Annotated in this window: 15 protein-coding genes and 8 pseudogenes; 14 read left to right on the forward strand and 9 right to left on the reverse strand. The window is 54.4% G+C overall.

Annotation, left to right across the window (positions count from 1 at the left end; genetic code table 11):
* Positions 1-199 precede the first annotated feature (199 nt).
* Positions 200-1,123 (reverse strand): annotated as a pseudogene (locus tag SOPEG_RS22595) (IS5-like element ISSoEn1 family transposase).
* A gap of 78 nt (positions 1,124-1,201) precedes the next feature.
* Here SOPEG_RS22595 and SOPEG_RS06925 point away from each other — a divergent pair.
* Together SOPEG_RS06925 and SOPEG_RS30445 are read left to right on the forward strand one after the other, a co-directional pair.
* Positions 1,202-1,722: pseudogene (locus tag SOPEG_RS06925) on the forward strand (type 1 glutamine amidotransferase domain-containing protein).
* Between the two features lie 401 nt (positions 1,723-2,123).
* A pseudogene (locus tag SOPEG_RS30445) lies at positions 2,124-2,387 on the forward strand (GIY-YIG nuclease family protein); the annotation flags it as partial.
* Between the two features lie 119 nt (positions 2,388-2,506).
* Here SOPEG_RS30445 and SOPEG_RS06935 read toward each other — a convergent pair.
* Together SOPEG_RS06935 and ubiT are read right to left on the reverse strand one after the other, a co-directional pair.
* On the reverse strand, positions 2,507-3,028 hold the full coding sequence (locus tag SOPEG_RS06935; protein ID WP_038468399.1) for a GNAT family N-acetyltransferase: 522 nt from the start codon (positions 3,026-3,028) through the stop codon (positions 2,507-2,509).
* A pseudogene (gene ubiT / locus SOPEG_RS06940) lies at positions 3,022-3,534 on the reverse strand (ubiquinone anaerobic biosynthesis accessory factor UbiT). The gene SOPEG_RS06935 and the pseudogene ubiT overlap by 7 nt, the downstream one beginning before the upstream one ends.
* 289 nt (positions 3,535-3,823) lie before the next feature.
* Between ubiT and ubiU the strand changes: the two are divergent.
* A pseudogene (ubiU, locus tag SOPEG_RS06945) lies at positions 3,824-4,735 on the forward strand (ubiquinone anaerobic biosynthesis protein UbiU); the annotation flags it as partial.
* Positions 4,736-4,867: 132 nt separating this feature from the next.
* Here ubiU and SOPEG_RS06950 read toward each other — a convergent pair.
* Positions 4,868-5,627: pseudogene (locus SOPEG_RS06950) on the reverse strand (DNA adenine methylase).
* Positions 5,628-5,942: 315 nt separating this feature from the next.
* On the opposite strand from SOPEG_RS06950, the gene istA reads away from it, so the two are divergent.
* Together istA and istB are read left to right on the forward strand one after the other, a co-directional pair.
* Complete coding sequence (istA, locus tag SOPEG_RS06955) at positions 5,943-7,493, forward strand: IS21-like element ISSoEn3 family transposase (RefSeq protein WP_025244799.1); 1,551 nt, start codon at positions 5,943-5,945, stop codon at positions 7,491-7,493.
* Positions 7,494-7,504: 11 nt separating this feature from the next.
* Positions 7,505-8,254, forward strand: coding sequence for an IS21-like element ISSoEn3 family helper ATPase IstB (istB, locus tag SOPEG_RS06960; RefSeq protein WP_025244800.1), 750 nt, complete (start codon positions 7,505-7,507; stop codon positions 8,252-8,254).
* Between the two features lie 82 nt (positions 8,255-8,336).
* On the opposite strand, the gene SOPEG_RS06965 is transcribed toward istB, so the two are convergent.
* The 3 genes from SOPEG_RS06965 to rcsA form a co-directional block, all read right to left on the reverse strand.
* Positions 8,337-9,545 (reverse strand): IS256-like element ISSoEn2 family transposase, encoded by a 1,209-nt coding sequence (locus SOPEG_RS06965; protein ID WP_025244801.1) that lies wholly within the window; start codon positions 9,543-9,545, stop codon positions 8,337-8,339.
* A gap of 196 nt (positions 9,546-9,741) precedes the next feature.
* On the reverse strand, positions 9,742-10,251 hold the full coding sequence (gene zur / locus SOPEG_RS06970; protein WP_025244802.1) for a zinc uptake transcriptional repressor Zur: 510 nt from the start codon (positions 10,249-10,251) through the stop codon (positions 9,742-9,744).
* A gap of 69 nt (positions 10,252-10,320) precedes the next feature.
* Positions 10,321-10,950, reverse strand: a complete 630-nt coding sequence (gene rcsA, locus SOPEG_RS06975) for a transcriptional regulator RcsA (protein WP_081742945.1) — start codon at positions 10,948-10,950, stop codon at positions 10,321-10,323.
* A gap of 908 nt (positions 10,951-11,858) precedes the next feature.
* On the opposite strand from rcsA, the gene dusA reads away from it, so the two are divergent.
* Positions 11,859-12,845 (forward strand): tRNA dihydrouridine(20/20a) synthase DusA, encoded by a 987-nt coding sequence (gene dusA, locus SOPEG_RS06980; RefSeq protein ID WP_236851779.1) that lies wholly within the window; start codon positions 11,859-11,861, stop codon positions 12,843-12,845.
* On the opposite strand, the gene SOPEG_RS06985 is transcribed toward dusA, so the two are convergent.
* Positions 12,825-13,547: a helix-turn-helix transcriptional regulator gene (locus tag SOPEG_RS06985; protein ID WP_025244805.1), complete on the reverse strand. Its 723-nt coding sequence runs from the start codon at positions 13,545-13,547 to the stop codon at positions 12,825-12,827. The genes dusA and SOPEG_RS06985 overlap by 21 nt on opposite strands.
* Positions 13,548-14,499: 952 nt before the next feature.
* Here SOPEG_RS06985 and SOPEG_RS06990 point away from each other — a divergent pair.
* The 3 genes from SOPEG_RS06990 to pspG all read left to right on the forward strand — a co-directional run bounded on the left by SOPEG_RS06990 (position 14,500) and on the right by pspG (position 17,596).
* Positions 14,500-15,600, forward strand: a complete 1,101-nt coding sequence (locus SOPEG_RS06990; RefSeq protein WP_025244806.1) for a DUF917 domain-containing protein — start codon at positions 14,500-14,502, stop codon at positions 15,598-15,600.
* Positions 15,579-17,159, forward strand: a complete 1,581-nt coding sequence (locus SOPEG_RS06995; protein WP_236851646.1) for a hydantoinase/oxoprolinase N-terminal domain-containing protein — start codon at positions 15,579-15,581, stop codon at positions 17,157-17,159. Before SOPEG_RS06990 ends, SOPEG_RS06995 begins: the two co-directional genes overlap by 22 nt.
* Before the next feature lie 206 nt (positions 17,160-17,365).
* Complete coding sequence (pspG, locus tag SOPEG_RS07000; RefSeq protein WP_025244808.1) at positions 17,366-17,596, forward strand: envelope stress response protein PspG; 231 nt, start codon at positions 17,366-17,368, stop codon at positions 17,594-17,596.
* A 304-nt stretch (positions 17,597-17,900) separates the two neighbouring features.
* Here pspG and SOPEG_RS07005 read toward each other — a convergent pair whose 3' ends face one another.
* Entirely contained in the window at positions 17,901-18,884 is a 984-nt protein-coding gene (locus SOPEG_RS07005; protein ID WP_025244809.1) for a quinone oxidoreductase, read from the reverse strand.
* 137 nt (positions 18,885-19,021) lie between these two features.
* Between SOPEG_RS07005 and dnaB the strand changes: the two genes are divergently transcribed.
* From dnaB to SOPEG_RS07030, 5 genes and pseudogenes are all read left to right on the forward strand, one after another.
* Positions 19,022-20,428, forward strand: coding sequence for a replicative DNA helicase (dnaB, locus tag SOPEG_RS07010; protein WP_025244810.1), 1,407 nt, complete (start codon positions 19,022-19,024; stop codon positions 20,426-20,428).
* A gap of 140 nt (positions 20,429-20,568) precedes the next feature.
* A pseudogene (locus SOPEG_RS07015) lies at positions 20,569-21,726 on the forward strand (amino acid aminotransferase); the annotation flags it as partial.
* A gap of 80 nt (positions 21,727-21,806) precedes the next feature.
* The gene (locus tag SOPEG_RS07020; protein ID WP_025244812.1) at positions 21,807-23,015 is read left to right on the forward strand and encodes an IS256-like element ISSoEn2 family transposase; all 1,209 of its coding nucleotides are present in this window, start codon (positions 21,807-21,809) and stop codon (positions 23,013-23,015) included.
* Positions 23,016-23,162: 147 nt separating this feature from the next.
* Positions 23,163-23,579: a secondary thiamine-phosphate synthase enzyme YjbQ gene (locus tag SOPEG_RS07025; protein ID WP_025244813.1), complete on the forward strand. Its 417-nt coding sequence runs from the start codon at positions 23,163-23,165 to the stop codon at positions 23,577-23,579.
* Positions 23,580-23,582: 3 nt separating this feature from the next.
* A pseudogene (locus SOPEG_RS07030) lies at positions 23,583-23,882 on the forward strand (MmcQ/YjbR family DNA-binding protein).
* Positions 23,883-23,917: the final 35 nt, after the last annotated feature.

The following is a 23,917-nucleotide window of genomic DNA, read 5'->3' on the forward strand; positions in this document are numbered from 1 at the left end:
CCCAATATCGGCATAAGCGGCAGCGGCAGAAAAATCATAACCCCTTGATTGGCTACAGCATACTACCTTCAATTTGCTGAGCGGCCGATCCAGCACTAGGCTTAGGTGAGGCCATCATTCAGCAGAAGGAGGACATGATGAGCCGCTTTGTTGAATAAATCCGAAATTTGTGACGACTTCCTCCCTATCAGGGCGATTGTTACATGATACGGACGCTGTTTGGCATTCCTAACAGCGTGATCCGGTTAAGCGCTTTGACCATTGCCATAGCCTCACCTACCTGCGCATCATAGTCATGCAGACTCAGATGACCACCCAGAAGTGTTTTAAACCGGAACATGGCCGTTTCAGCCAGTGAACGCCGGTGATAACCTACTTTCTTTTTCCAGGTATCGTTATTGCCGCTCAGATGCTGATTTGCCACCGCATGGTTACGCTCATGGTATCGAGCTGGCCAATATTGCGCACCACTTCGCGGTGGGATAAGCGACTTTATTTTTTTCCTCAGCAGAGCATCATGACAGTAACGCGTATCGTAAGCACTGTCAGCCGACGCTTCCCTGATTTTCCGGTGGGTTTGGTTAATCAGCCCGGGCAGCGCCTGCGCATCTGTCGTACCGCTTAGCGATAAATCGGCACAGATAATTTCATGTGTCGCGCTATCTACTGCCAGATGAAGCTTGCGCCATACTCTGCGCCTCTCAGCCCCATGCTGCCTGACTTTCCATTAGCCTTCGCCGAAGATTTTCAGGCCGGTGCCATCGATGACCAGGTGTGAGATTTCGCCGCGGGTTGGCGTTTTTATGCTGATGTCGACGGTTTTTGCTCGCCGGCTGACCAGAGAGTAATCTGGGCAGCGCAGCGACAGCCCCATCAGTTTAAAAATCGCGTCAACGAAACCCTGTAACGTCCGGAGCGAAAGGTTAAACACGCGCTTTATCATCAGAATCGTGGTAATGGCCATATCGGTGTAGTGAAGCGGCCGGCCACGATGTTCAGGTGGTGTACTCTCAGTCCATGCAGCAATGGCTGACTCATCAAGCCATACTGTCATGTCCCCCCGCTGCCTGAGCGCATTGTTGTATGCGGGCCAGTTGGTGATTTTAAACTTTTGCTTTGCCATGGGGACCTGATGTGGAAACGAATGTAGTGATCAGAGCCGCCAGTCACCTAAAAGTTCGATTTATTCAACAACGCCATGATGAGCAAGAAAATCGCCGTTTTGATTACCGATGAGTTCGAGGATTCCGAATACACCTCGCCGGCACAGACCTACAAACAAGCTGGGCACCAAGTGGTCACTGTCGAGAAGCAGGCGGGCAACACCGTCACCGGTAAAAAGGGAGAAGCCACCGTCACTATCGATAAAGGCATTGATGACGTTCAGGCCGCGGATTTCGATGCGCTATTGCTTCCGGGCGGCCATTCCCCCGACTCGCTGCGCGGCAACGACCGATTTGTCAATTTTACCCGCGCTTTCGCCGACAGCGGTAAGCCGATATTCGCGATTTGCCATGGCCCGCAATTGCTTATCAGCGCCGATGTCGTGCGCGGCAAAAAAATGACGGCCGTGAAACCGATCGTGGTGGATTTGAAAAATGCGGGCGCCGACTTTTTCGATAAAGAAGTCGTAGTGGATAACGATACGCTCGTCACCAGCCGGACGCCGATGATCTGCCGGCGTTTAATCGAGAATCCCTGCGCATCTTGAATAAGCCTTAAGCTGCCCCTCCCCTGGCCCCGGCCGCGCGCCGGGGCTTTTTTATGCCACTTTTTCGCCACCAGCCGGCACCGCCTGTCGCGGAGAACCTGTAGGGGCGGCAACGACGGAAACAGCCCGGTACGACAACCTGACGGAGACAGCCTGCTACGCACAACCTTTAGGGGACGCCGGTGGAGACTACCTACCGAGGGGCGAGCATGAGAGCGGCCTGCTGGAATTACCGGAAGGGCCAGCGCCAAAACAAACGTCCTGCCAGAGAGGCAACGAGACGAAGGCGGCGGCGCCAGAGAAGCGCCTTAGACGGGGCGGTAGCGGTGGCTGGCGGATTCCGCTACACTCGGCGCTGCACCCGCCAACTAGGTCAGCTAAGCCAGCTAGGTCAACTTAAGGGATCACCACCATGAGCAGCACCCTCTGGCATCTTTATCTCATCCGCACCACCAGCGGCATGCTCTATACCGGCATCACCACCGATGTACAGCGGCGCCTTGAGCAGCATCAACGCGGCGGCGGGGCCAAATCGCTGCGCGGTAAGGGACCGCTAACGCTGGTGTTTCAGCGTCCGGCGGGCGATCGCAGCAGGGCGTTGCGTTGGGAATACCGGGTGAAACAGCTGTCGCGGGGGCAAAAAGAGCGCTTTGTCGCCTTGCAGGAACAGGCGCTGGAATGCTTCGGGCTGCTCGCTGGCGAGGCACCTGCGCCATCCTTGGATGGAAGCCCGCTTGCATCAACGCCCACGCCGGGCGCGCAGCCGCCGGCGGGCGCCAAGACTGCCCGCCCGGATTAATGGCCCGTTCTTAACACGGGGTGGACGAACGGCGCGGGCCAGGAGACTTCCCCGCTTACGCCGTCCAGGGCGTTGTCCGCCAGCGTGAACAGCTGGAACGCCGCCTCGGTGCCGGGCCAAGACGTGCGCAATTGCCAACGCGCGGCGGGCTCGAAGCCAAAACGGTGAAACCAGGACGGATCCCCCAGCGTCACCACCGCGCTGTAGCCGAATTCATTGAGCGTATCCAGCCCTTTATAAACCAATTGGCGGCCGATGCCCTGCCCACGCCAGGCGTCGTCTACCGCCAGCGGCGCCAGCGCTACCCACTGGTGATCCTCACCGTCGATCCAGATCGGGCAATAGGAGGCATAGCCGATGACCCCGCCTTCGTCGTCGGTCGCCACCACGCCCAGGGTCAGCAGCCCGTCTTCCCGCAGCGCGCGCACCAAGGCGGCTTCGCTCTCCCGATTGAACGCCCGCTTGAGCAGACTGTCGATCCCCGGCGCATCAACCGGGATTTCCATTCGAATCAGCAAGACTGGGATACGCGATGGCCGTTAGCGGCGATCGCGTCCCCTTTCAGGCCGGCTTCCACCATGTCGGCCAGCTGTTGCAGGGCCGGCATGCGCTCAGGATCGATGGCGTCCAGCAGGTTTTTAACCGTCAGGCCAAGTTCCGTATCCCCTTCGATACGCAGCCGGCGTTGGAAAAACAGCGTGTCCGGATCTTCGCGCCGGGCGGCTATCATCAGCAAGTCATTCGCGTTACCGGTGAAAATGACGTCCAGCGTGGGATGCTGTCTCACCCGCAACTGTCCGTCGCGCAGCGTCATCGCCCAGCTCAGCCCAAGGTCGTCGACATTGATTTGCAACCAGCGGCCATCCAGAAAGTCCAACTCGCCTTCTTCCAGCGCTGAACGAAACTACCTGTGCAACACCTGTTCCAGGACCTGGCGCCGTACGGCAAATGGGGTCATTTTAATCGGCAAGCGCAACAGCGACGGCCCCCGGCGCACCAGCTGTGCTCGTAGTTTCTCCCACACTGTTTTCACTCCTTCAAAAAAAGTTATTGCCCATTTTGCCACAGCGGCCGGCGCACGCAGGGGCCTATATCAATGTTTCGCACAAAAACGTCGCGATTTACCACCGCCGGCGGCAGTTTTCCCCTGCCATTACGCCATAAACTGCCCCAAATCAAAATCCCTTCACCCGCCCTTATTTACAATTGCCGGCAGGCCCACGCGGCAAATGCTGTTAATTCAGCCTGTTGGCCTGGAATTATTTCTTGCCCTTGCCGGCTTCGGCAACGGGTGGCCACTTCTTGGGAGCTTTATGGAACTGCTCTGCCCAGCCGGTAATCTACCGGCACTCAAGGCGGCGATTGATAATGGCGCCAACGCGGTGTATATCGGCCTGAAAGACGATACCAACGCCCGTCATTTCGCCGGCCTCAATTTTACCGATCAGCGCTTACAGGAGGCGGAGCGCTATGTGCACCGTCACGGGCGCATGCTGCATATCGCTATCAATACCTTTGCCCATCCCGACGGTTATGCACGCTGGCAGCGCGTGATAGACATGGCGGCGCAAAGCGGCGCCGATGCGCTGATTCTGGCAGACCTGGCGATGCTGGCCTATGCCGCCGAGCGTTATCCCGCCATTGAGCGCCATGTTTCGGTGCAGGCCTCCGCCACCAATCAGGCGGCTATCCGCTTTTATCAGCAACAATTTGACGTCGCGCGGGTAGTCCTGCCGCGCGTGCTGTCGATCCATCAGGTGAAACAGCTCGCGCAAGTAAGCCCGGTGCCGCTGGAGGTGTTTGCCTTCGGCAGTCTTTGTATCATGGCCGCAGGACGCTGCTATCTCTCGTCCTATTTAACCGGTGAATCGCCCAACACGGTCGGCGCCTGCTCACCGGCGCGTTTTGTCCGCTGGCAGCAAACCGCCGCCGGGATGGAGGCGCGACTCAACGATGTGCTGATTGACCGCTATCAACCTGATGAAAATGCCGGTTATCCCACCCTGTGCAAGGGCCGCTATCTGGTGGACAGGCAGCGCTATCAAGCATTGGAAGAGCCCACCAGCTTAAATACGCTGGCGCTACTGCCGGCGCTATTCGCCGCCAATATTGCCTCGGTGAAAATCGAAGGACGCCAGCGCAGCCCCTCCTATGTCAGTCAAGTGACCCGCGTGTGGCGGCAGGCCATCGATCGCTGTCGCGCCAATCCCGACGCCTACCGGCCTGCTGGTTCCGGTCACATCCGATCACTGTAGCGATGCAATCAATTCTGGACTAATTTGCAAACAATTCTGGACTCCCATAACCCCTAAAAAATGGCTATTTTGGACAGTCCAGAATTGTTTGCAAACAGGAAATCAGGCGAAATTACGAATGACCAACTCGCGTCTACTATGACGGTTCTTGCCTAATGAGTATTTTAGGTCAACAACGTCGATATGAAGGTTTTTGAAGATGAGCCTCATTTCTGGGATATCATTAACTGAAATCACCATTCTTCCTGCTATTGAATGAGCAAGGCTATCAATGATGCTGTATTGCTCCAGGCCAAACGCTGCGCCATAGCCTTGAGTCTTCCAGTAAGGTGGATCAAGATAGAACAATGAATGTGGCCTATCATATTTTTCAATACAAGCCTGCCACCCAAGATGCTCTATGGTTGCATGGGATAAACGCAGGTGAGCCTGTGATAGCTGTTCTTCGATTCTTAAGAGGTTCAATGACTGTGATCGTACAGCCGAAGTACCAAAGTTCTGCCCGCTCACTTTGCCACCAAATGTGAGCTGCTGAAGACAGTAAAAGCGGGCGGCTCGCTGTATATCGGTCAGCGTTTGCGGAGGTATTTCTTTCAGCCAATCAAACAGCTGCCTGCTGCTCAAAGCCCACTTGAACTGGTGGACGAATTCCTCCAAATGGTACTTGACTACCCGATAGAGGTTTATCAAATCCCCGTTGATATCGTTCAACACTTCGACTGTGGATGGGATCCTTGCTGAAAAACAGCGCAGCTCCTCCACAGAATAGTTCAACGTAGAATTTGTGCGCAGGAAAGCACGGCTAAATATGTTTAGCCAGCCTCCGCTTTCCTCCCACCCATGGTATGATTGGTGTATTCATCAATATAGTTCCTACATATAAATATAAGTTTTACCGATCAATTATTGGTTATTGATCGTCAAAATAATTATCACTCATGCAGAAATATGCAGATACAAACAGAGCCGTAGAGTATAAATATCGCTATTCATTTTTCTGTGTCACTGCTGCTGGTTCCGGTCACATCCGATCACTGATTCCGATTTCACCCGATCACTAATTCTGATTTCATCCGATCACTGATTCCGGTCGCCCGATCAGCGATTCCGATTCTGTCCGATCGCTCATCTTCTGTTCCGCCATACTCTGGAGACTTTTAGCTTCCGGGGGCATGGCATGGCACGTAAAAAGAAGAAAGCGATAACGGAAATGTGCATCTATATTAATGTATTACGTATGAAATTCGAGCAGCGTCGCTCGAATCGCACTATCGCAGCAGCGCTCGGCATAGGCTGTACTACCGTGCACGATATCCTCGGCCGATTCACGGTAGCTAACCTGGTCTGGCCATTGCCGGCGGAACTGTCCCCCGTCGACCTCGACCGCCTGCTCTATCCCGGCAAATCCGGAAAAGTTATCAATACCTTACCCAGCTGGCTTGATATCGATACCGAGTTAAGCCGCAAGGGCATGACCAAGCAGCTGCTCTGGATGGAATATCAGTCCGCCGTGGGCGGTGATGCCCTCGGTTACTCACAGTTTTGTGCACTGTTCCGTGACTGGAAAAAGAAGCAGCGGCGTTCCATGCGCATGGAGCACAAGGCTGGCGAAAAGCTCTTCATCGACTTCTGTGGCCCCACCGTACCTATCGTCAACCCTGCGACCGGTAGCGTACGCCAAGTCGCTATCTTCGTCGCTGCCATGGGCGTGTCAGGTTATGCGTATATCGAAGCCTGCGAAGGCCAGGACATGGCATCGTGGCTCAACGCCAATAGCCGCTGCCTGCATTTCATGGGTGGGGTTCCGGAGCTGATGATACCTGATAATCTGCGCAGCGCTGTCAGCACCCCTGACCGCTATGAGCCGGTCATAAACCAGAGCTACCAGGCGCTGGCAAATCACTATGAGACAGTGGTGCTACCGGCGCGCCCGAGAAAACTGAAAGACAAGGCGAAGGCAGAATCAACTGTGCAGCTGGTAGAACGCTGGGTTTTGGCCCGGTTGCGTAAACGTAGGTTCTACTCGCTGGCCGAACTCAACCAGGTGATACGAGAACTCAATCATGAGTTGAATCTGCGCCCGATGCGTCATTATGGCGGACAAAGTCGCCTTGAACGCTTCGAGCAGCTGGACAAACCGGCTCTTGGGCCTCTACCGCCCACACAATGGGAATACAGTGAGTATTTCGTTGCCCGAGTGGGACCTGATTACCACATAGACTACGGCAAAAACTGGTACTCGGTGCCGCATCCGCTGGTTGGCGAGCGCGTTGACGTCATCGCCACCCAACGGCTGGTGCAAATCCACCATAAGGGCGTCTGCGTGGCTACGCACCCTCGCAGCGATAACGCCTATAGGCACACGACTCAGGCGGCGCACATGCCGGCTAACCATAAGGGGCAGAGTCAGTGGACGCCGGAAAGGCTGTGCAGTTGGGCGCTGTCGGTGGGTGTGTGCACACTGAAAGTGGTCGAGTCCATCCAAAAGAGCAAAGCCCATCCAGAGCAGGCTTACCGCTCCGTGCTGGGGCTACTCAATCTGCAACGGCGCTATGAGACGACGCGACTGGAGAAGGCCTGCGCGCTGGCGTTGGAGAAAGGGTGCATTAACCGCTCTTTCATAGCCAACGTATTGAAACACGGTCGTGAAAGTGAGGTCACCCAGGACGGAGCCTGCGTATCAATGCTGGTTCACGAAAACCTCCGAGGTCCGGACAGTTATCACTAAGGAGAATAAATATGGATACACTGTTAATGGCTCTGCGAGAGCTGAAGTTGTCGGCAATGGTCCAGGCGTTGGAGACGCAACGCGAACTCCCGGGAAGTTATGGGGAGCTGGGGTTCGAGGAGCGGTTGTCGCTGATGGTAGAAGCGGAAAATTTGCATAGAAAAAACAACCACATATGCCGTATGCGACGGCAATCGCAAATGCGCTTGCAGGCAAAACCGGAAGATATCCGTTATATCCCTAGCCGAGGAGTGACACCGGAACAGATGCGAGATCTGCTAGGGGAACAATATCTGAAATATCAGAAAAGCATACTCATCACGGGGCCGACAGGTACGGGCAAAACCTGGCTCAGTTGTGCGCTTGGTGAGCAGGTATGCCGGCAGCAATATAGCGTGCGTTACTGGCGAGTGGGTCGGTTGCTGGCCCATCTTCACCAGTGTCAGGTAGACGGGACCTATCTAAAACAGCTTAAGCAGTTAGAAAAAATAGAGTTACTGATCTTGGATGACGTGGGCCTAGAATCAATAAGTCCGATGCAGGCAACGATGCTGTTGGAGGTGATGGAAGATCGCTACGACAAAAGCAGCAGCATCCTGATCAGTCAACTGCCGGTGAAAAAATGGTATGGACTGATAGAAAACCCCACGACAGCTGACGCGTTACTCGATCGGTTAGTACACCCCAGCTATAGACTGGAACTTAAAGGCGAATCACTACGCAAAGAGCAAGGAGTAGCCAGCACAGGAAAAATAGACTAAACCCGAGTCAGAAGATGAGCGAACACGTGATCGAATATCACTGGAATGGACCCTGTACACGATTCTGTGTAAATGCCTTTTCTCAGAAGTGACCGTCCAGGCGGTCACCGAACTCGATAATAAAGCGGCTCATTGCCATGCGCCAGTCCCTCAAAGGCATTGTCCATTTCTGCGAGGCCGCCTGTATCGCCAGCCACACCACCTTTTTCACTGCGTCGTCGGTCGGGAACACCTTGCGCTTTTTGATGGCATGCCGGATCACGCTGTTTAACGACTCGATGGCGTTGATCGTGTAGATCACCTTGCGGATGTCCGTTGGGTAGGCAAAGAACGTGGCCAGATTGGCCCAGTTTGCCTGCCAGCTTCGACTTATTTGCGGGTAGCGGATGTCCCAGGCACTGGAGAACGCTTCCAGCGCCTGCAAGCCGGCTTCTTCCGTAGGGGCCTGATAGATAGCTTTCAGGTCGCGGGTGACGGCCTTGTAGTCCTTCCAGGAGACGAACCACAGGCTGTTGCGCACCATATGCACGATACACAGCTGGAGCCGCGCCTCCGGATACACCGCGTTAATAGCGTCAGGGAAACCTTTCAGCCCGTCTACGCAGGCGATAAGGATATCGTTCAGGCCGCGGTTTTTCAGCTCTGTCAGCACGTTCAGCCAGAACTTTGCGCCTTCATTTTCGGCCAGCCACATACCTAGCAACTCTTTCTGGCCTTCGATGTTGATGCCCAGCGCCAGGAACACAGATTTGTTGATGATGCGGCTGTCCTGCCGGACTTTTAGAACGATACAGTCAAGATAAACAATGGGATAGACTGCATCCAAAGGCCGGTTTTGCCATTCGACAACCTGCTCCATGACCGCATCGGTGACCTTTGAGACCAGCGCCGGCGAGACATCGGCGTCATACAGCTCTTTGAACGCGGCGGCGATCTCGCGGGTGGTCATCCCTTTGGCGTACAACGATAAAATCTGGTTATCCATCCCGGTAATCCGGGTCTGGTTCTTCTTCACCAGTTGCGGTTCAAAGGAACCGTCACGATCGCGCGGAGTACGCAGCGCCAGCGGGCCATCGCCAGTGGTAACGGTTTTTGTGGAATAGCCGTTGCGGGCGTTGGTCCCCGGTTTAGGCTGATTTTTATCGTAGCCGAGGTGATGGGTCATTTCGGCGTTGAGAGCTGCTTCGACGCTGATTTTTTTCAGCAGCCGATCGAAGTGACTGAGATCTTCAGGGGTTTTGAGATTTTTGGCCAGTTCGTTAGCCAGAACCTGCAACTGTTTTTCGTCCATAAATTAACCTGTTTTTGATGTTGGATTGAACATATCAAAATCAGGCAAATACACAAATTTCTAAACAGGCTTCTGGAATGGGTGATCGGAAAATATCGGAATAACTGATCGGATGTCGCCGGAACAGCTGATCGGATACGTCGGAATCTGCACTATCCCGCCCTCATTAAAATAATGCCCAGGTAGGCAAGGATTTTTATCGTTTTTTTATTGCAATGCTGTGGTCGTGTTCGCACGCGTCAGGATGCTCACAGGCCTGCACTTCAGCACACTGCGGACAGAAACCGTGCGCTTCTACCACGTTATGGGAGAGGGTAAAGCCGGCGACGGCCGCCATACGCTGTAATATGTCTTCAATGCCCTGCGTGGTTTGTTCAGTGACCAAGCCACAGCGGTCGCAAATGAAAAAAGCGGAGGTATGGAACGGTTCGGCAAAATGATGGCACAGCACAAAGCTGTTGGTGGATTCAACGCGGTGAACAAAACCTTGCTCTAGGAGAAAATCCAGGGCACGGTAAACGGTTGGTGGTTTTGCCTGCGGCTCAGACTGACGTAATAAATCCAGCAAATCATAAGCACTTATCGCACCGTTTTGCTGCGACATCAGGCGCAGTACCTCCAGCCGCTGCGGCGTCAGGCGGACATTGCGCTGCTCGCACAATTGTTCGGCCTGGCTGAGAAGTGGGTTTTCAGTGGTGGTTTTCATGATGCTTCCCGGTTACGGTTTCTCTAGTCATATTACCACGAAGGCGCCAAAACCACGACTAAAGGTGCCTCAACCGTTGTATTGGCGGGCATACAGATCATCGGTGACGCTGCCGGCGACCTGCAAAATATAATAGATAATCAATTTATTATCGGCATTTATTTTGCGTTTAATATTGATCTTATGTGACGACAGCGTTTTATCTTTAATATTCAAATGGGCGCAAATTGCTTTAGTGTTCTCACCAGCCATCCACATGGCCAGAATTTGCTTTTTGGTTTTACTGAATCGCAGTGGTGCGCAGCGTTTTGCTCTGCTGGCGATCGGAGATTTTTCTTGTCCAGCGAAATGGCGGAATAGCTGTGTAAATCCGTCAACGGCAAGAAATTTGGAGGTCACGATAACATTACTTTTAAGTGGGACAACGGCGTTATAGACAATGTTTTCATTACCAATAAAAATCAGAAAAAAAGTGTGGGGCAGTCGTTCAATTACTGTCTTTAAAATGTGGTCGTCATCTTTTGAATGCATATAGCGCTGACTGATTATGACAATGTCAGGGATAATTTTATGGCAAAGAATCTCCAATTTCAGAACATCATTAAGGGCATAGATATTTCCTCTCACGCCACTATCAGTTAGCAATGACCGCATTGCACTACGGGTAAATACACAATGATCAAGGATAAAGGCTGTCATATTGCTCAGTCTGGTAGCTTTTTCACCATCGGGAAAAAGAGATTATTATTTGGCTAACATATCAGGCCTCAGAACTACGCGTGTTGCCGCCGATTTCGGGGCGGCGCAGGCCGGTGCTATGAGTCGGCCGTTAATAGCAGTAAAATGACCTACCAATACTACGCAGTTGTTCACGATTGCATGCGTAGCGCTGGTCCTTTGCCTTGGGCAACGCCGGCACGCATTTTCAATGCCCAGCTTTCTTTTGATAGAACAGACGCGGCCTTTTGTAAATCCACCCTCCGGGTATTGGGACGCAATGTGGGCAATTTGGGGCAAAATGATCGCATCAGCTCCTGATTGAGGTTATCTAAGTATATGTACGTATGCCACGCCGGCCGGGACGGTAAACGACTGCGGCGCCCATCGTGCCATAGCCTTAAGCCGCACAGCCTGATAGGCCGTTGACTCCCCTTTCCATGATTATAGGGATTAATAAAAGACGCAAAATGCCTATCCGCTACATAACAAGTTAACCGGCTTCGTTGTTTACTGCCGATATGCCGCCGATTTATATGCATACGCAACCGGCATCTGTTGGAAACGGCGATAACAGGATATAGAGGTAAAATCGTGTCATCCTGCGGTCAAGCAATACGGAGAGTGGTTTAACAACCCATAGGCAAGAGGGGCGCCAACGTGTTTCGGTCGGAGTTCTGTTTGAACTTCTCTACCGCGCGCCCTGATGGAAGCGGCGTTTGACTTTTATCAGGGGCCACCGGCAACTGCTTTTCTATGCTAGAATCTCCCCGAAGAATTCCCTGTCGGTTCCCTTTGTTCCCGTGCCGCGTGGGTAGCCGATTGCCAGAACAGACATGAAAATATCAACCATGCTTGAAAACCGCCCTAATCAAAACGTTCAGCCGTCCATGATGACCTCGGCCGGTTTGGTATCGACCGCGCCCGGCCGGTTCAGTGTTGCGCCGATGCTCGATTGGACCGATCGTCATTGCCGTTTTTTTCTACGCCAGTTGAGCCGCCGTGCGCTGCTGTACACCGAAATGGTAACCACCGGCGCTCTGTTGCACGGTAAAGGCGATTATCTGGCCTATAACGACGCGGAACATCCCTTGGCGCTGCAACTGGGCGGAAGTGAACCGGATGCGCTAGCGCGTTGCGCGAAAATGGCACAGGCGCGAGGCTATGATGAAATCAATCTCAACGTGGGTTGCCCCTCCGATCGCGTGCAGAACGGCCGTTTCGGCGCCTGTTTGATGGCCGAGAAAGACCGGGTGGCGGCGTGTATCGCCGCCATGCGCGAAGCGGTATCGTTGCCGATAACGGTAAAAACCCGCATCGGTATCGACGAGCAGGACAGCTACACGTTCCTCTGTGAGTTCATCGATACCGTTGCCGCTCGCGGCGGCTGCCAGACCTTCATCATTCATGCCCGCAAAGCCTGGCTTAGCGGCTTGAGTCCCAAAGAAAATCGCGAAATTCCACCGCTGGATTACGACCGGGTGTATCAGCTAAAGCGGGATTTCCCGTCGCTTCGGCTCATGATCAACGGCGGAATCACCACCCTGCATGATACCCGGGAACATTTGCAGAGGCTTGATGGGGTCATGATGGGCCGCGAAGCCTACCAGAACCCGGGCATCCTGGCCCGGGTTGACAGCGAGCTGTTCGGCGAGGCGAATCCCCTGCCGAATCAGGCGGCGGTGATTGACGCGATGTTGCCTTATATAGAGCGGGAGCTGTCTTGCGGCACGGCCCTTGGCCACATTACCCGCCACATGCTCGGGCTGTTTCAAGGAATGCCGGGCGCCCGGCAGTGGCGCCGCTATTTAAGCGAACACGCCCACCGCCCAGGCGCCGAGGTGTTGATTAAAGCGCTATCCTGCGTCCAGCATTAATAATTGACTCAAGGGCTTTAAGAATTTTTGCGGCACATAACGGTCAAAACCGGTGTGGCGGCTGTATTCGCTAAACTGGCGCAAACAGTGTACTCCCGCTTTCTGATAGATGCCCTGGAGCTTGTTCTCCACCGTACGGTGCGAAAGACCAAGATGACGGCCAATGACTTTGCTGCTCATGTTTTGCAGGACAAAAAAGATCACGTCCAGCTCGCCCTCGGTAAAGATCGGTTCCGGCGGATAAAACAGGAAATAACCGGGGCTTTTGCCGCATAACTGCTTTTGCAGCGAGACGTCCTCGACTTTACGCGCGTGGAAAATTGAGCCAATGCACTCACGGGTGATCTGATGGTAGAGTGGATATTTATCGAAAAAATAAGGTTGAATAAGCTTTTCTCGGCCGTAACAATGGATCTCGATGGAGCAAAGGCGATCCTGCTGTTTGATGGTACAACGGTCGTGGCGTTGGAAATGCGAGGCAAAATCCGCCACCGGTGACGGTAAATCATGATCGAAGCAGCCGGGGATGGTGAAAAGTGCTGGATTAATATTCAGCAGATCGTAATAAGCAGGGTTGGCATAAAGATAGCGTGATTCAAGGTCCTTGACGCCCCAAGGTTCACGGGACGATTCCCATAGCATTAGCAGCTGTGGTGCTATGACGCTATCCTGAGTATCGCGAGATAGACAATCGCTGTTCATATAAAGTCCTTTTGAAAAATACCGCGTGGCAATTCTATTTTTACCGCAAATGTTATTTTTGATCCAGCCTGGCTCCCTATAAATTTATGATTAACGGCTTCGTCGATATAGCCCGTCCGCCTTTCGTGTAATATTCCCTCGGCCAAGGTTATTAATGAGGTGATAATTAATTTATTTATTTTGCTATCTGCGGGTGACTATTGTTGCGCTTATTTATGTGTTTATGGATGAGTATGTCGATGGCTCGACAAGGGTAATGTGGATAAATTGTCTTCTCGGCAAAAAAAGGGGGCGATTATATCACAGGTCATGGGCCGTTAAGGAAGCATGGCGCTGGACAAAAAATAGGTAATGGAGAGATGTCGGTGGGATAAGTCAACAAGCCGATAGCCGCGGATCCCATACAGGGGTATATCGCTGAGTAGGAAGAGGGACACAGGTCGGTAATGAGGTACGGTTTACTGTCACAAAGCGATTAATCCTACACCAAGAGATGTCGGAGAGGGGAGTAAATCGGCCAGGCGTCAAAGTATTTTGTTACCTGGCCGTGCGTTCGTTAAAAGGATAAGACGTTAGGCCTATCGGCCGATGCAGGGTTAATTGAATATTCCGCAGGAGGCGCACCAAAAGAATAGACTTCAGGCTTCTATTCAAAGTCCAGGATCGATTACTAATTCTGCTATTGTTTTGATCTGTTTTATTATGAATATTGCATTCATTAATCATGATATTAACTTTTTAGACCTGGATTGATTAGAAAAATTTTGTGAGGTCGAATAAATTTATGGTTTAATTTCTCTGTCTTTGAAGGGATTATCAAAGGTGGGGAATTATAATATGTCTAATATTGATGCTATGCTTATTATGCGTGCGCTAGTGTATATCTACGCAATGGGTTTCTTAACGGGGAATAGGGCATCAGCGCCTGTGCAGAACCAAGGGAGGTGGTGAGATGAAATGGCTGGATCATGAAGCGATTGATTACATCAGTTACGGCGCCGCTATCCTTGCCAGCGGCGGTGGAGGCGATCCCTATATCGGTAAAATCATGGCTCAGCGGGCAATTGCCGAGTATGGGCCTATTCGATTATTAACGTTAGATGAGCTTCAGCCGGAAGAATTGCTGCTGGCGACGGGCATGATAGGTTCGCCGGCCGTGATGATGGAAAAGTTGCCAAACGGTCAGGAATCCCTGACGGCCTGCCGAATTATCGCTCAGCATATGGGCCGCTCTTTATCCGCTATTTACCCGATTGAGACCGGCGGCATCAATTCGCTGTTACCGCTGGCCTCGGCCTGTATTCTCGGGCTACCCGTCATGGACGTCGACGCCATGGGCCGGGCTTTTCCCGAGTTTCAAATGACCACCTTCTATCTGGACGGCCTCAATGCGTCGCCGTTTGCCGTCGTGGATGAGCATGCTAACACCGTGCTGGTGGAGGCTGAAGACAGCATGAAGGCGGAGCAATTGGCCCGCGCGGTCACGGTGAAGATGGGCGGTGCCGCAACCTTCGCCGGTTATCCGGTTACGGTCGGCCAAGCGCACGCCTCGGGGATTGCGGGGACGCTGGGGCTGATGTGGCGCATCGGCCGAGAAGTTCAGCAAGCGCGCGCCGCGCGCCGCAACGTTATCCATACCCTCACGGCGCTGCTGCACGGCGTCGTGCTGTTTCGCGGTAAAGCGAATCGGGTAAACCAGCGTAGCGAAGGCGGTTTCAATCACGGCACCGCCTGTTTTGTCGGGGTGGACAACGATAGCGGCGGCCGCTTTGACGTGCTTTTTCAGAACGAATATTTGCTGGCACGCCGAGACGATCGGCCGCTGTGCATGACGCCGGATCTGATTATTCTGCTCGATGAGGAAACGGGGCTGCCGATTCTGGGCGAAAGGCTTTGTTACGGGATGCGCGTGGTGGCGCTGGGCGTTCCCGCCCATGAAAAATGGCGCACGTCGCGGGGAATCGAGGTATGCGGACCGCGTTATTTTCATTATCAAAATGACTATACGCCGGTGGAGACGCTGACGGCCCGGTGCAAGGAGGAAAGCGCATGAATATATCTTTGGGGATCGATGTCGGCGGCACCCATACGGATGCGGTGCTGCTGGATGCGCGGCAAAGGATTATCGCCCATACTAAACAGCCCACCAGCGTTGACGTTATGCAAGGGATAGGTCAGGCGTTGGCGGCCCTGCTGGCTTTGGTCAACATGGACCGCGGCGACATACGCCGGGCGATGCTCGGCACGACCCATTGCACCAATGCCATCGTTGAGCGTAAAGGTTTACAGCCGGTGGCGCATTTCCGCCTCGGCGCACCGGCCTCGCTGGCGGTGCCGCCGTTAAGCGATATGCCGGCCGACTTCCGCGCGCGTTTGCCGGTACGGCTGTTTACCCTTGCCGGCGGCTATCATTACAACGGCGATATATTATCAGCCCTGGATGAATCCGCCCTGCGTCAACAGTTGCAGGCGGTCAAAGGGGCGGTGCGCGCGGTCTCGGTCTGCGGTATTTTTTCACCGGTGGTGGCCGAGCAAGAGCAGCGGGTCGCGGCCCTGGCGCGTGAGATCCTGGGGGCAAATACGCCGATCTCCCTGTCATCGGAAATCGGTTCCATTGGCCTTTTGGAGCGGGAGAACGCCACGGTGCTGAATGCGGCGTTGTGCGGGATTGCGCATACTCTCACCGAGGGTTTTCGTCAGACGCTGGTGCGGCAGGGGATCATTGCCGAACTGTTTTTCGGTCAGAATGACGGTACGTTAATGCCGCTGCATCAGGAGCGGACTTTCCCGATCCTGACTATCGCCTCCGGACCCACAAATAGCCTGCGAGGCGCGGCCCGGCTATCGAGTCTGCAACAGGCGCTGGTGGTCGATGTGGGCGGCACGACCACGGACGTCGGCGTTTTGTGCGGCGGATTTCCCCGCCAGTCGGCGATGGAGGCTGAGATAGGAGGAGTACGTACTAACTTCCGCATGCCGGATATCGCATCTATCGGCCTCGGGGGCGGCTCTGTGGTCATTGTGGACGCGGACGGCGACATCAGCGTCGGGCCGGAGAGCGTGGGTTATGCCTTGCCGCCGCGGTCGCTGGTCTTTGGCGGCGACACCCTAACGGTGACAGATATCGCGGTGGCCCGTGGCTGGGCGGACATTGGCAACGCCGGGCGGGTCGCGCATCTGTGCCCGTCAATGGTGGCCCGGGTGGCGGAGCATTATGTGGCGATGGTGGAAAAATGCCTTGCGCGTATGAATACCAGTCAGCATGACATGCCCGTCATCCTGGTGGGGGGCGGTGCGGCATTGCTTCCCATGCATCTCAAAGGAGCCTCTGAGGTGATACGTCCGCCCCACGCCGGCGTCGCCAACGCCACCGGTGTGGCTATTGCCCAGATCAGCGGTAGCGTGGATCCCATTGTTTTACCGGGCGATGAGTCGCTGGAGTCGTGCCTGCGGCGGGCGGAACATCAGGCGCGAGAGGCGGCCATCGCCGCCGGCGCGCTGCCGGAGACGGTGGATATTATCGAGCTGGATTCGCTGCCGCTGGGTTATATGCCCGCAAATGCGATTAGGATTCGGGCCCGGGCGGTGGGCACGCTTGCCCCCGTACGTTAGTCGCGGTCCGCGGAAGGAACCCGTCGTGGCGCTTTTTGCTAAAAGGTGGTCAAATCCGCTAAGTCGCTTCAATGTCTTTTACCCGCTAATCAGCAAAAACAGCCGTTTAGGGGGATGCCAACTTGGCATGGTTCTTGTAATACATCTAGAGAGCTAAAATTTACCGTCGCGGCGAGCGCTATCACGCCCAATAAGGAGCCACCCCTATGCTGGAATTATTTTTTGTCATTGATTTTTTTCTCATGCTGTTGTTGACCGGTATCTCGGTGTTGGGCGTGCTGGAGGTGGGGTCTCTGGCGATGCTATTTGCCGGGCTGTTCGTTACGGCGGTCAAATTGCTGCCGTGGCTGTTGGTCGCGCTGGCGGCGGCGTGGCTATGGCGTGCGATAAAAAAACCGTCGCCCCCGCGCTCGCGGTTTGATTCCCGCCTGCGCTAGGTCTTCGGTGCGAAAATGGGGGATGGATCACAGCTTTGAGTTTTACTCCCCGGGGCGATATTTTTTTTAGAAGGCGGCTGCTAGGATAAAACCGCTTTAGACTCATTGATTTCATCATTGCCGGGCAATAATAGCGGCGGCAACTCGCATGGCCCGGCAAATTCTGTTCTGCCCCTACATTTTTACAGTGTGTTATGTCATAGCGTTACGTGACGGGCTTCCCTTGGGAAGCCCGTTGTTTTTACGGCCAGAGTGACGCTGGGGCAGGCAAAAGGGTCTTCGCGGGCCAGGCGGCAGTCTGCCGTTACGGGATAAGCAGTAGCGACCCGTTGGTTTGCCGGCTCTCAATCGCCTGATGCGCCCGCTGCACCTCGGCCAGCGGAAATTTTTGCTGGTCGGGCACGTCGACTTTGATCACCCCGCTGGCAATCATGCTGAACAGTTCATCGGCGGCGTGCTTAAGGCTTGCGGCATCGGTGATATAGCCGTTGATCGAGGGGCGTGTGACGTACAGTGAACCCTTCTGATTCAAGATCCCCAGATTGACGCCGGTAACCGGTCCCGAGGAGTTGCCGAAGCTGACCATCAATCCGCGGCGGCGTAGGCAGTCGAGGGAGGCTTCCCAGGTGTTTTTGCCGACCGAATCGTACACCACGTTAACCTTGTTACCGTGGGTCAATGCCGCCACGCGCTCAGGCACATTTTCCTCGCGGTAATTTATTGTTTCCCAGGCGCCCGCCCGTTTCGCCAACGCCGCTTTTTCCGCGCTACCGACGGTGCCGATCATTTTCGCGCCCAGCGCTTTCGACCACTGGCAGGCGATGCGCCCGACGCCGCCGGCTGCCGCATGGAACAAAAAGATCTCATTCGGCTTGATTTCGTAAGTCTGGCGCAGCAGATAAAACACCGTCAGGCCCTTCAAAAAAGCGGCCGCGGCCTGTTCAAACGAGATGGCCGAGGGTAACAAGGCCAGTTTTTCCGCCGGCACATTATGCACCGTGGCGTAGGCGCCCTGCGGGGACTGGGCGTACACCACCCGGTCGCCGGTGTTAAACTCCTCGACGCCGGGGCCGACCTTGCTCACTACCCCGGCCGCTTCCGTGCCAAGGCCCGAGGGCAGCGATCGCGTGGGGTAGAGGCCGGAACGGACATAGGTGTCGATATAATTGATGCCGATGGCTTTATTCTCTATCTGTACCTCGCCCGGACCGGGATCCACGGGCGTGAAATCCACATATTCCATCACTTCCGGTCCGCCGTGGGCGGCAAACTGTATACGCTTAGCCATCACTCTTCCTCCAATTAAGATATCTTTAATAACCATAAGCCTTGCGGCGTGGTTTGCAAAGCGCATAGGATCTCGATCCGAGAGAGGATACAATGCGCCTTTATCCAAGGACTTCTTGATAGGTAAAGTACCCTTTCATGTCAGAAAAAAAACCGTCTAACAAAGCAAATTTTCCCCGCGACCGTCAGGTTGAAGGTCTGAAGATGCCGCCCCATTCGCTGGAAGCAGAGCAGTCGGTGCTGGGCGGTTTGATGCTGGATAACGAACGCTGGGACAACGTCGCCGAACGGGTGACCGGCAACGATTTTTTTAACCGCCCGCACCGTCTTATCTTCAACGAGATGCAGCGTCTGTTGGAGCTGGGCAAGCCTATCGATCTGATCACGCTTTCGGAATCTCTCGAACAAAAAGGGGAATTGGACGCCGTTGGCGGGTTCGCCTATCTGGCGGAGCTCTCGAAAAATACCCCCAGCGCCGCGAATATTTCCGCTTATGCCGATATTGTGCGCGAACGGGCCATGGTGCGGGAAATGATCGCCGTCGCCCATGAGATCGCTGATGCCGGTTACGATCCCCAGGGACGTAGCAGCGAGGATCTGCTGGATCTGGCGGAGTCGCGGGTCTTCCAAATAGCCGAGAACCGCGCCAGTAAAGATGAAGGCCCGAAGAGCATCGACCGTATTCTTGAAGATACGGTGGCGCGCATCGAACAGCTTTACCAGAAGCCGCACGACGGCGTCACCGGCGTTTCTAGCGGCTATTTGGACCTGGATAAAAAGACCGCCGGCCTGCAAAAGTCGGATTTGATCATTGTCGCCGCGCGCCCGTCCATGGGGAAAACCACCTTTGCCATGAACCTGTGCGAAAACGCCGCCATGACCGAGGACAAACCGGTGTTGATCTTTAGCCTGGAGATGCCCGGCGAGCAGATCATGATGCGTATGCTGGCGTCGCTATCGCGCGTCGATCAAACCCGGATTCGTACCGGCCAGCTGGACGATGAGGATTGGGCGCGCATTTCCAGCACCATGGGGATCCTGCTGGAAAAACGCAACATGTATATCGATGACTCATCAGGGTTGACCCCGACAGAAGTGCGATCGCGCGCGCGGCGGGTATTTCGCGAACACGATGGCCTGAGTCTGATTATGATCGACTATCTCCAACTGATGCGTGTACCGTCGCTGTCCGATAACCGTACCCTGGAAATCGCGGAAATCTCCCGGTCGTTGAAGGCGCTGGCTAAAGAGCTGCAGGTGCCGGTGGTAGCGCTGTCGCAGCTGAACCGAAGCTTGGAACAACGTGCCGATAAGCGCCCCGTCAACTCCGATTTACGTGAGTCCGGTTCAATCGAGCAGGATGCCGACCTGATTATGTTTATCTACCGCGATGAGGTCTATCACGAGAATAGCGATATGAAGGGGATTGCTGAAATTATTCTCGGTAAGCAGCGTAACGGCCCTATCGGCACCGTGCGGCTAACCTTCAACGGACAATGGTCACGATTCGACAATTATGCCGGCCCGCAATATGACGATGAGTGATGCCCCTCGGCGCATTTTTTTTCTCATCGCGCTCCCATTTTTGACGCTTTTTGTTAACTTAATCGCCACTCAATTCGCTTTATTTGATATTGTGAGCAGTGGGTGCAACGTTGCACCCACTCATCCAGGAGAGCTGCACCGTGTTCCAAAATGTTGATGCTTATGCGGGAGACCTCATCCTTACGCTGATGGAAACCTATAAACAGGATCCGCGCCCTGATAGGGTTAATCTAAGCATCGGCCTTTATTACAATTATTACAACGAACTGGCGATTATCCCGCAACTGCGGGCGGTGGCCGAGGCACAGGTCATGCTGCTCGCCCGCCCGGCGCTAAGCTCATCCTCCTATTTGCCGATGGAAGGGTTGTCAACCTACCGCAGCGCCACCCAGGCGCTGCTGTTCGGGGAGGACCGTCCGATGCGCAACGCGCAGCGGATCGCCACGATTCAGACCGTGGGCGGGTCAGGGGCACTGAAAGTCGGCGCGGATTTTCTGAAGTGTTACTTTCCCGATTCCCAGGTCTGGGTCAGCAGACCAACGTGGGAAAACCACGTGGCCATTTTCACCGGCGCCGGATTCCAGGCTAATCGTTATCCTTATTTCGACGGTGAGAAACTGGGCGTCAATTTTGACGCGATGCTGGCCTGTTTTCAGCAATTGCCGCAGCGGAGCATTGTGCTGCTGCATCCGTGCTGCCATAACCCGACCGGCTCGGACCTGACCCGGTCCGAATGGGATCGAATCATTGAGGTGGTGGCGGAACGTCAGCTCATTCCTTTCCTGGATATCGCCTACCAAGGGTTCGGCGACGGGTTGGAGGAAGATGCTTATGCGGTGCGCGAAATGGCGCGTCTGGGGTTGCCTTGCCTAGTAAGCCACTCTTTCTCCAAAATTTTCTCCCTTTATCGTGAACGGGTGGGCGCGCTGTCGATTGTGTGCGATAGCGCGAACGAAGCCGAGCGCGTGCTGGGCCAATTAAAGGCGACCGTGCGCCGCAACTACTCCAGTCCGCCGAACTTTGGCGCTCAAGTGGTGGCGCAGGTGCTGAACGAACCGGCACTCAATGCTCTGTGGCGTAAGGAGGTGGCGGCGATGCGCCTGCGTATTCTGGCAATGCGCCAGAGCCTGGTGGCGGCGTTAAAGGTCGCGCTACCCGAACATCAATTCGAGTATTTGCTGCGTCAGAAGGGCATGTTCAGCTATACCGGCCTCAGTTCGGCCCAGGTGGCGCATTTGCGCGAAGTGTACGGCGTCTATCTGATCGACAGCGGCCAGATGTGTCTGGCCGGGCTGAATACCGCTAAGAGCCTGTTTAGAAATTTGTGTATTTGCTTGATTTTGATATGTTCAATCCAACATCAAAAACAGGTTAATTTATGGACGAAAAACAGTTGCAGGCTCTGGCTAACGAACTGGCCAAAAATCTCAAAACCCCTGAAGATCTCAGTCACTTCGATCGGCTGCTGAAAAAAATCAGCGTCGAAGCAGCTCTCAATGCCGAAATGACCCATCACCTCGGCTACGATAAAAATCAGCCTAAACCGGGGACCAACGCCCGCAACGGCTATTCCACAAAAACCGTTACCACTGGCGATGGCCCGCTGGCGCTGCGTACTCCGCGCGATCGTGACGGTTCCTTTGAACCGCAACTGGTGAAGAAGAACCAGACCCGGATTACCGGGATGGATAACCAGATTTTATCGTTGTACGCTAAAGGGATGACCACTCGCGAGATCGCCGCCGCGTTCAAAGAGCTGTATGACGCCGATGTCTCGCCGGCGCTGGTCTCAAAGGTCACCGATGCGGTCATGGAGCAGGTTGTCGAATGGCAAAACCGGCCTCTGGATGCAGTCTATCCCATTGTTTATCTTGACTGTATCGTTCTAAAAGTCCGGCAAGACAGCCGCATCATCAACAAATCTGTGTTCCTGGCGCTGGGCATCAACATCGAAGGCCAGAAAGAGTTGCTAGGTATGTGGCTGGCCGAAAATGAAGGCGCAAAATTCTGGCTGAACGTGCTGACAGAGCTGAAAAACCGCGGCTTGAACGAGATCCTTATCGCCTGCGTAGACGAGCTGAAAGGTTTCCCTGACGCTATTAACGCGGTGTATCCGGAGGCGCGGCTCCAGCTGTGTATCGTGCATATGGTGCGCAACAGCCTGCGGTTCGTCTCCTGGAAGGACTACAAGGCCGTCACCCGCGACCTGAAAGCTATCTATCAGGCCCCTACGGAAGAAGCCGACTTGCAGGCGCTGGAAGCGTTCTCCAGTGCCTGGGACATCCGCTACCCGCAAATAAGTCGAAGCTGGCAGGCAAACTGGGCCAATCTGGCCACGTTCTTTGCCTACCCAACGAACATCCGCAAGGTGATCTACACGACCAACGCCATCGAGTCGTTAAACAGCGTGATCCGGCATGCCATCAAAAAACGCAAGGTGTTCCCGACCGACGACGCAGTGAAAAAGGTGGTGTGGCTGGCGATACAGGCGGCCTCACAGAAATGGACAATGCCTTTGAGGGACTGGCGCACGGCAATGAGCCGCTTTATTATCGAGTTCGGTGACCGCCTGGACGGTCACTTCTGAGAAAAGGCATTTACACAGAATCCAGTACGGGCTCACCGCTAACGTCGGCAAAGTGGCCCAAGCCTTCACGGCCGTGCAGTAGGCGCGAGCGATTTTCCCCTGCTCCTGTGTAGCCACTATACTGAGTGGTAAAAAGGAGCAGGTATTATGTGGTACCAACAAACCCTGACCTTGAAAGCCCAACCGCGCGGCTTTCATCTGGTCACCGATGAAATCGTTTCCCAATTGACGTCGTTGAGCGCTGTCCGTAGCGGGCTGCTTCATTTATTGCTGCAACATACTTCCGCTTCCCTGACGCTAAATGAAAATTGCGATCCTACCGTCAGAACCGACATGGAAAACCATTTTTTACGTCAGATCCCGGAATCGGCCCCCTACCAGCACGATTATGAAGGGGCGGATGACATGCCGGCACATATCAAATCTTCTCTGCTTGGCACCTCACTGTTATTGCCCGTCGGTCATGGCACGCTGTTGTTGGGCACTTGGCAGGGAATTTGGCTGGGTGAGCATCGTAATTGCGGCGGCCGCCGCCGTATCGTCGCCACATTGCAGGGGGAATAATTTATGGATCAATCGACGCTGTTGAGTTATTGCATGACAAAACCGGGCGCGGTACAGAGCGTACGCCAGGAGTGGCAGGCAAACCAGATTAAAGTCGGAGAGGTGATGTTTGCTATGACCCATACCGTGGACGGCAGACCGGCGGTATCGCTGAAAAGCAGCGCCGAAATGGCTTAGGCATTACGCAGCGCGTTTAATGCGGCGGTGCCGGGCGAGCGGCTGAATAAAGCCCACTGGAGCACGCTGTTTCTTGACGGTGATATACCTGATTCACAGTTTTATCACCTGGTGGATGCTTCCTGACAATGGGCGGTAGCGGGCCTGCCGGAAGCGACGCG

It is taken from the genome of Candidatus Sodalis pierantonius str. SOPE, assembly GCF_000517405.1.
Classification (GTDB): domain Bacteria; phylum Pseudomonadota; class Gammaproteobacteria; order Enterobacterales; family Enterobacteriaceae; genus Sodalis_C; species Sodalis_C pierantonii.

What these genes read in the sequence shown, in the direction of transcription:
- istA (WP_025244799.1), top strand. Translation starts at nt 5,943, where the DNA reads ATGGCACGTAAAAAGAAGAAAGCGATAACGGAAATGTGCATCTATATT.
- istB (WP_025244800.1), top strand. Translation starts at nt 7,505, where the DNA reads ATGGATACACTGTTAATGGCTCTGCGAGAGCTGAAGTTGTCGGCAATG.
- SOPEG_RS06965 (WP_025244801.1), bottom strand. Translation starts at nt 9,545, where the DNA reads ATGGACGAAAAACAGTTGCAGGTTCTGGCTAACGAACTGGCCAAAAAT.
- zur (WP_025244802.1), bottom strand. Translation starts at nt 10,251, where the DNA reads ATGAAAACCACCACTGAAAACCCACTTCTCAGCCAGGCCGAACAATTG.
- rcsA (WP_081742945.1), bottom strand. Translation starts at nt 10,950, where the DNA reads ATGACAGCCTTTATCCTTGATCATTGTGTATTTACCCGTAGTGCAATG.
- dusA (WP_236851779.1), top strand. Translation starts at nt 11,859, where the DNA reads ATGATGACCTCGGCCGGTTTGGTATCGACCGCGCCCGGCCGGTTCAGT.
- SOPEG_RS06985 (WP_025244805.1), bottom strand. Translation starts at nt 13,547, where the DNA reads ATGAACAGCGATTGTCTATCTCGCGATACTCAGGATAGCGTCATAGCA.
- SOPEG_RS06990 (WP_025244806.1), top strand. Translation starts at nt 14,500, where the DNA reads ATGAAATGGCTGGATCATGAAGCGATTGATTACATCAGTTACGGCGCC.
- pspG (WP_025244808.1), top strand. Translation starts at nt 17,366, where the DNA reads ATGCTGGAATTATTTTTTGTCATTGATTTTTTTCTCATGCTGTTGTTG.
- SOPEG_RS07005 (WP_025244809.1), bottom strand. Translation starts at nt 18,884, where the DNA reads ATGGCTAAGCGTATACAGTTTGCCGCCCACGGCGGACCGGAAGTGATG.
- dnaB (WP_025244810.1), top strand. Translation starts at nt 19,022, where the DNA reads ATGTCAGAAAAAAAACCGTCTAACAAAGCAAATTTTCCCCGCGACCGT.
- SOPEG_RS07020 (WP_025244812.1), top strand. Translation starts at nt 21,807, where the DNA reads ATGGACGAAAAACAGTTGCAGGCTCTGGCTAACGAACTGGCCAAAAAT.
- SOPEG_RS07025 (WP_025244813.1), top strand. Translation starts at nt 23,163, where the DNA reads ATGTGGTACCAACAAACCCTGACCTTGAAAGCCCAACCGCGCGGCTTT.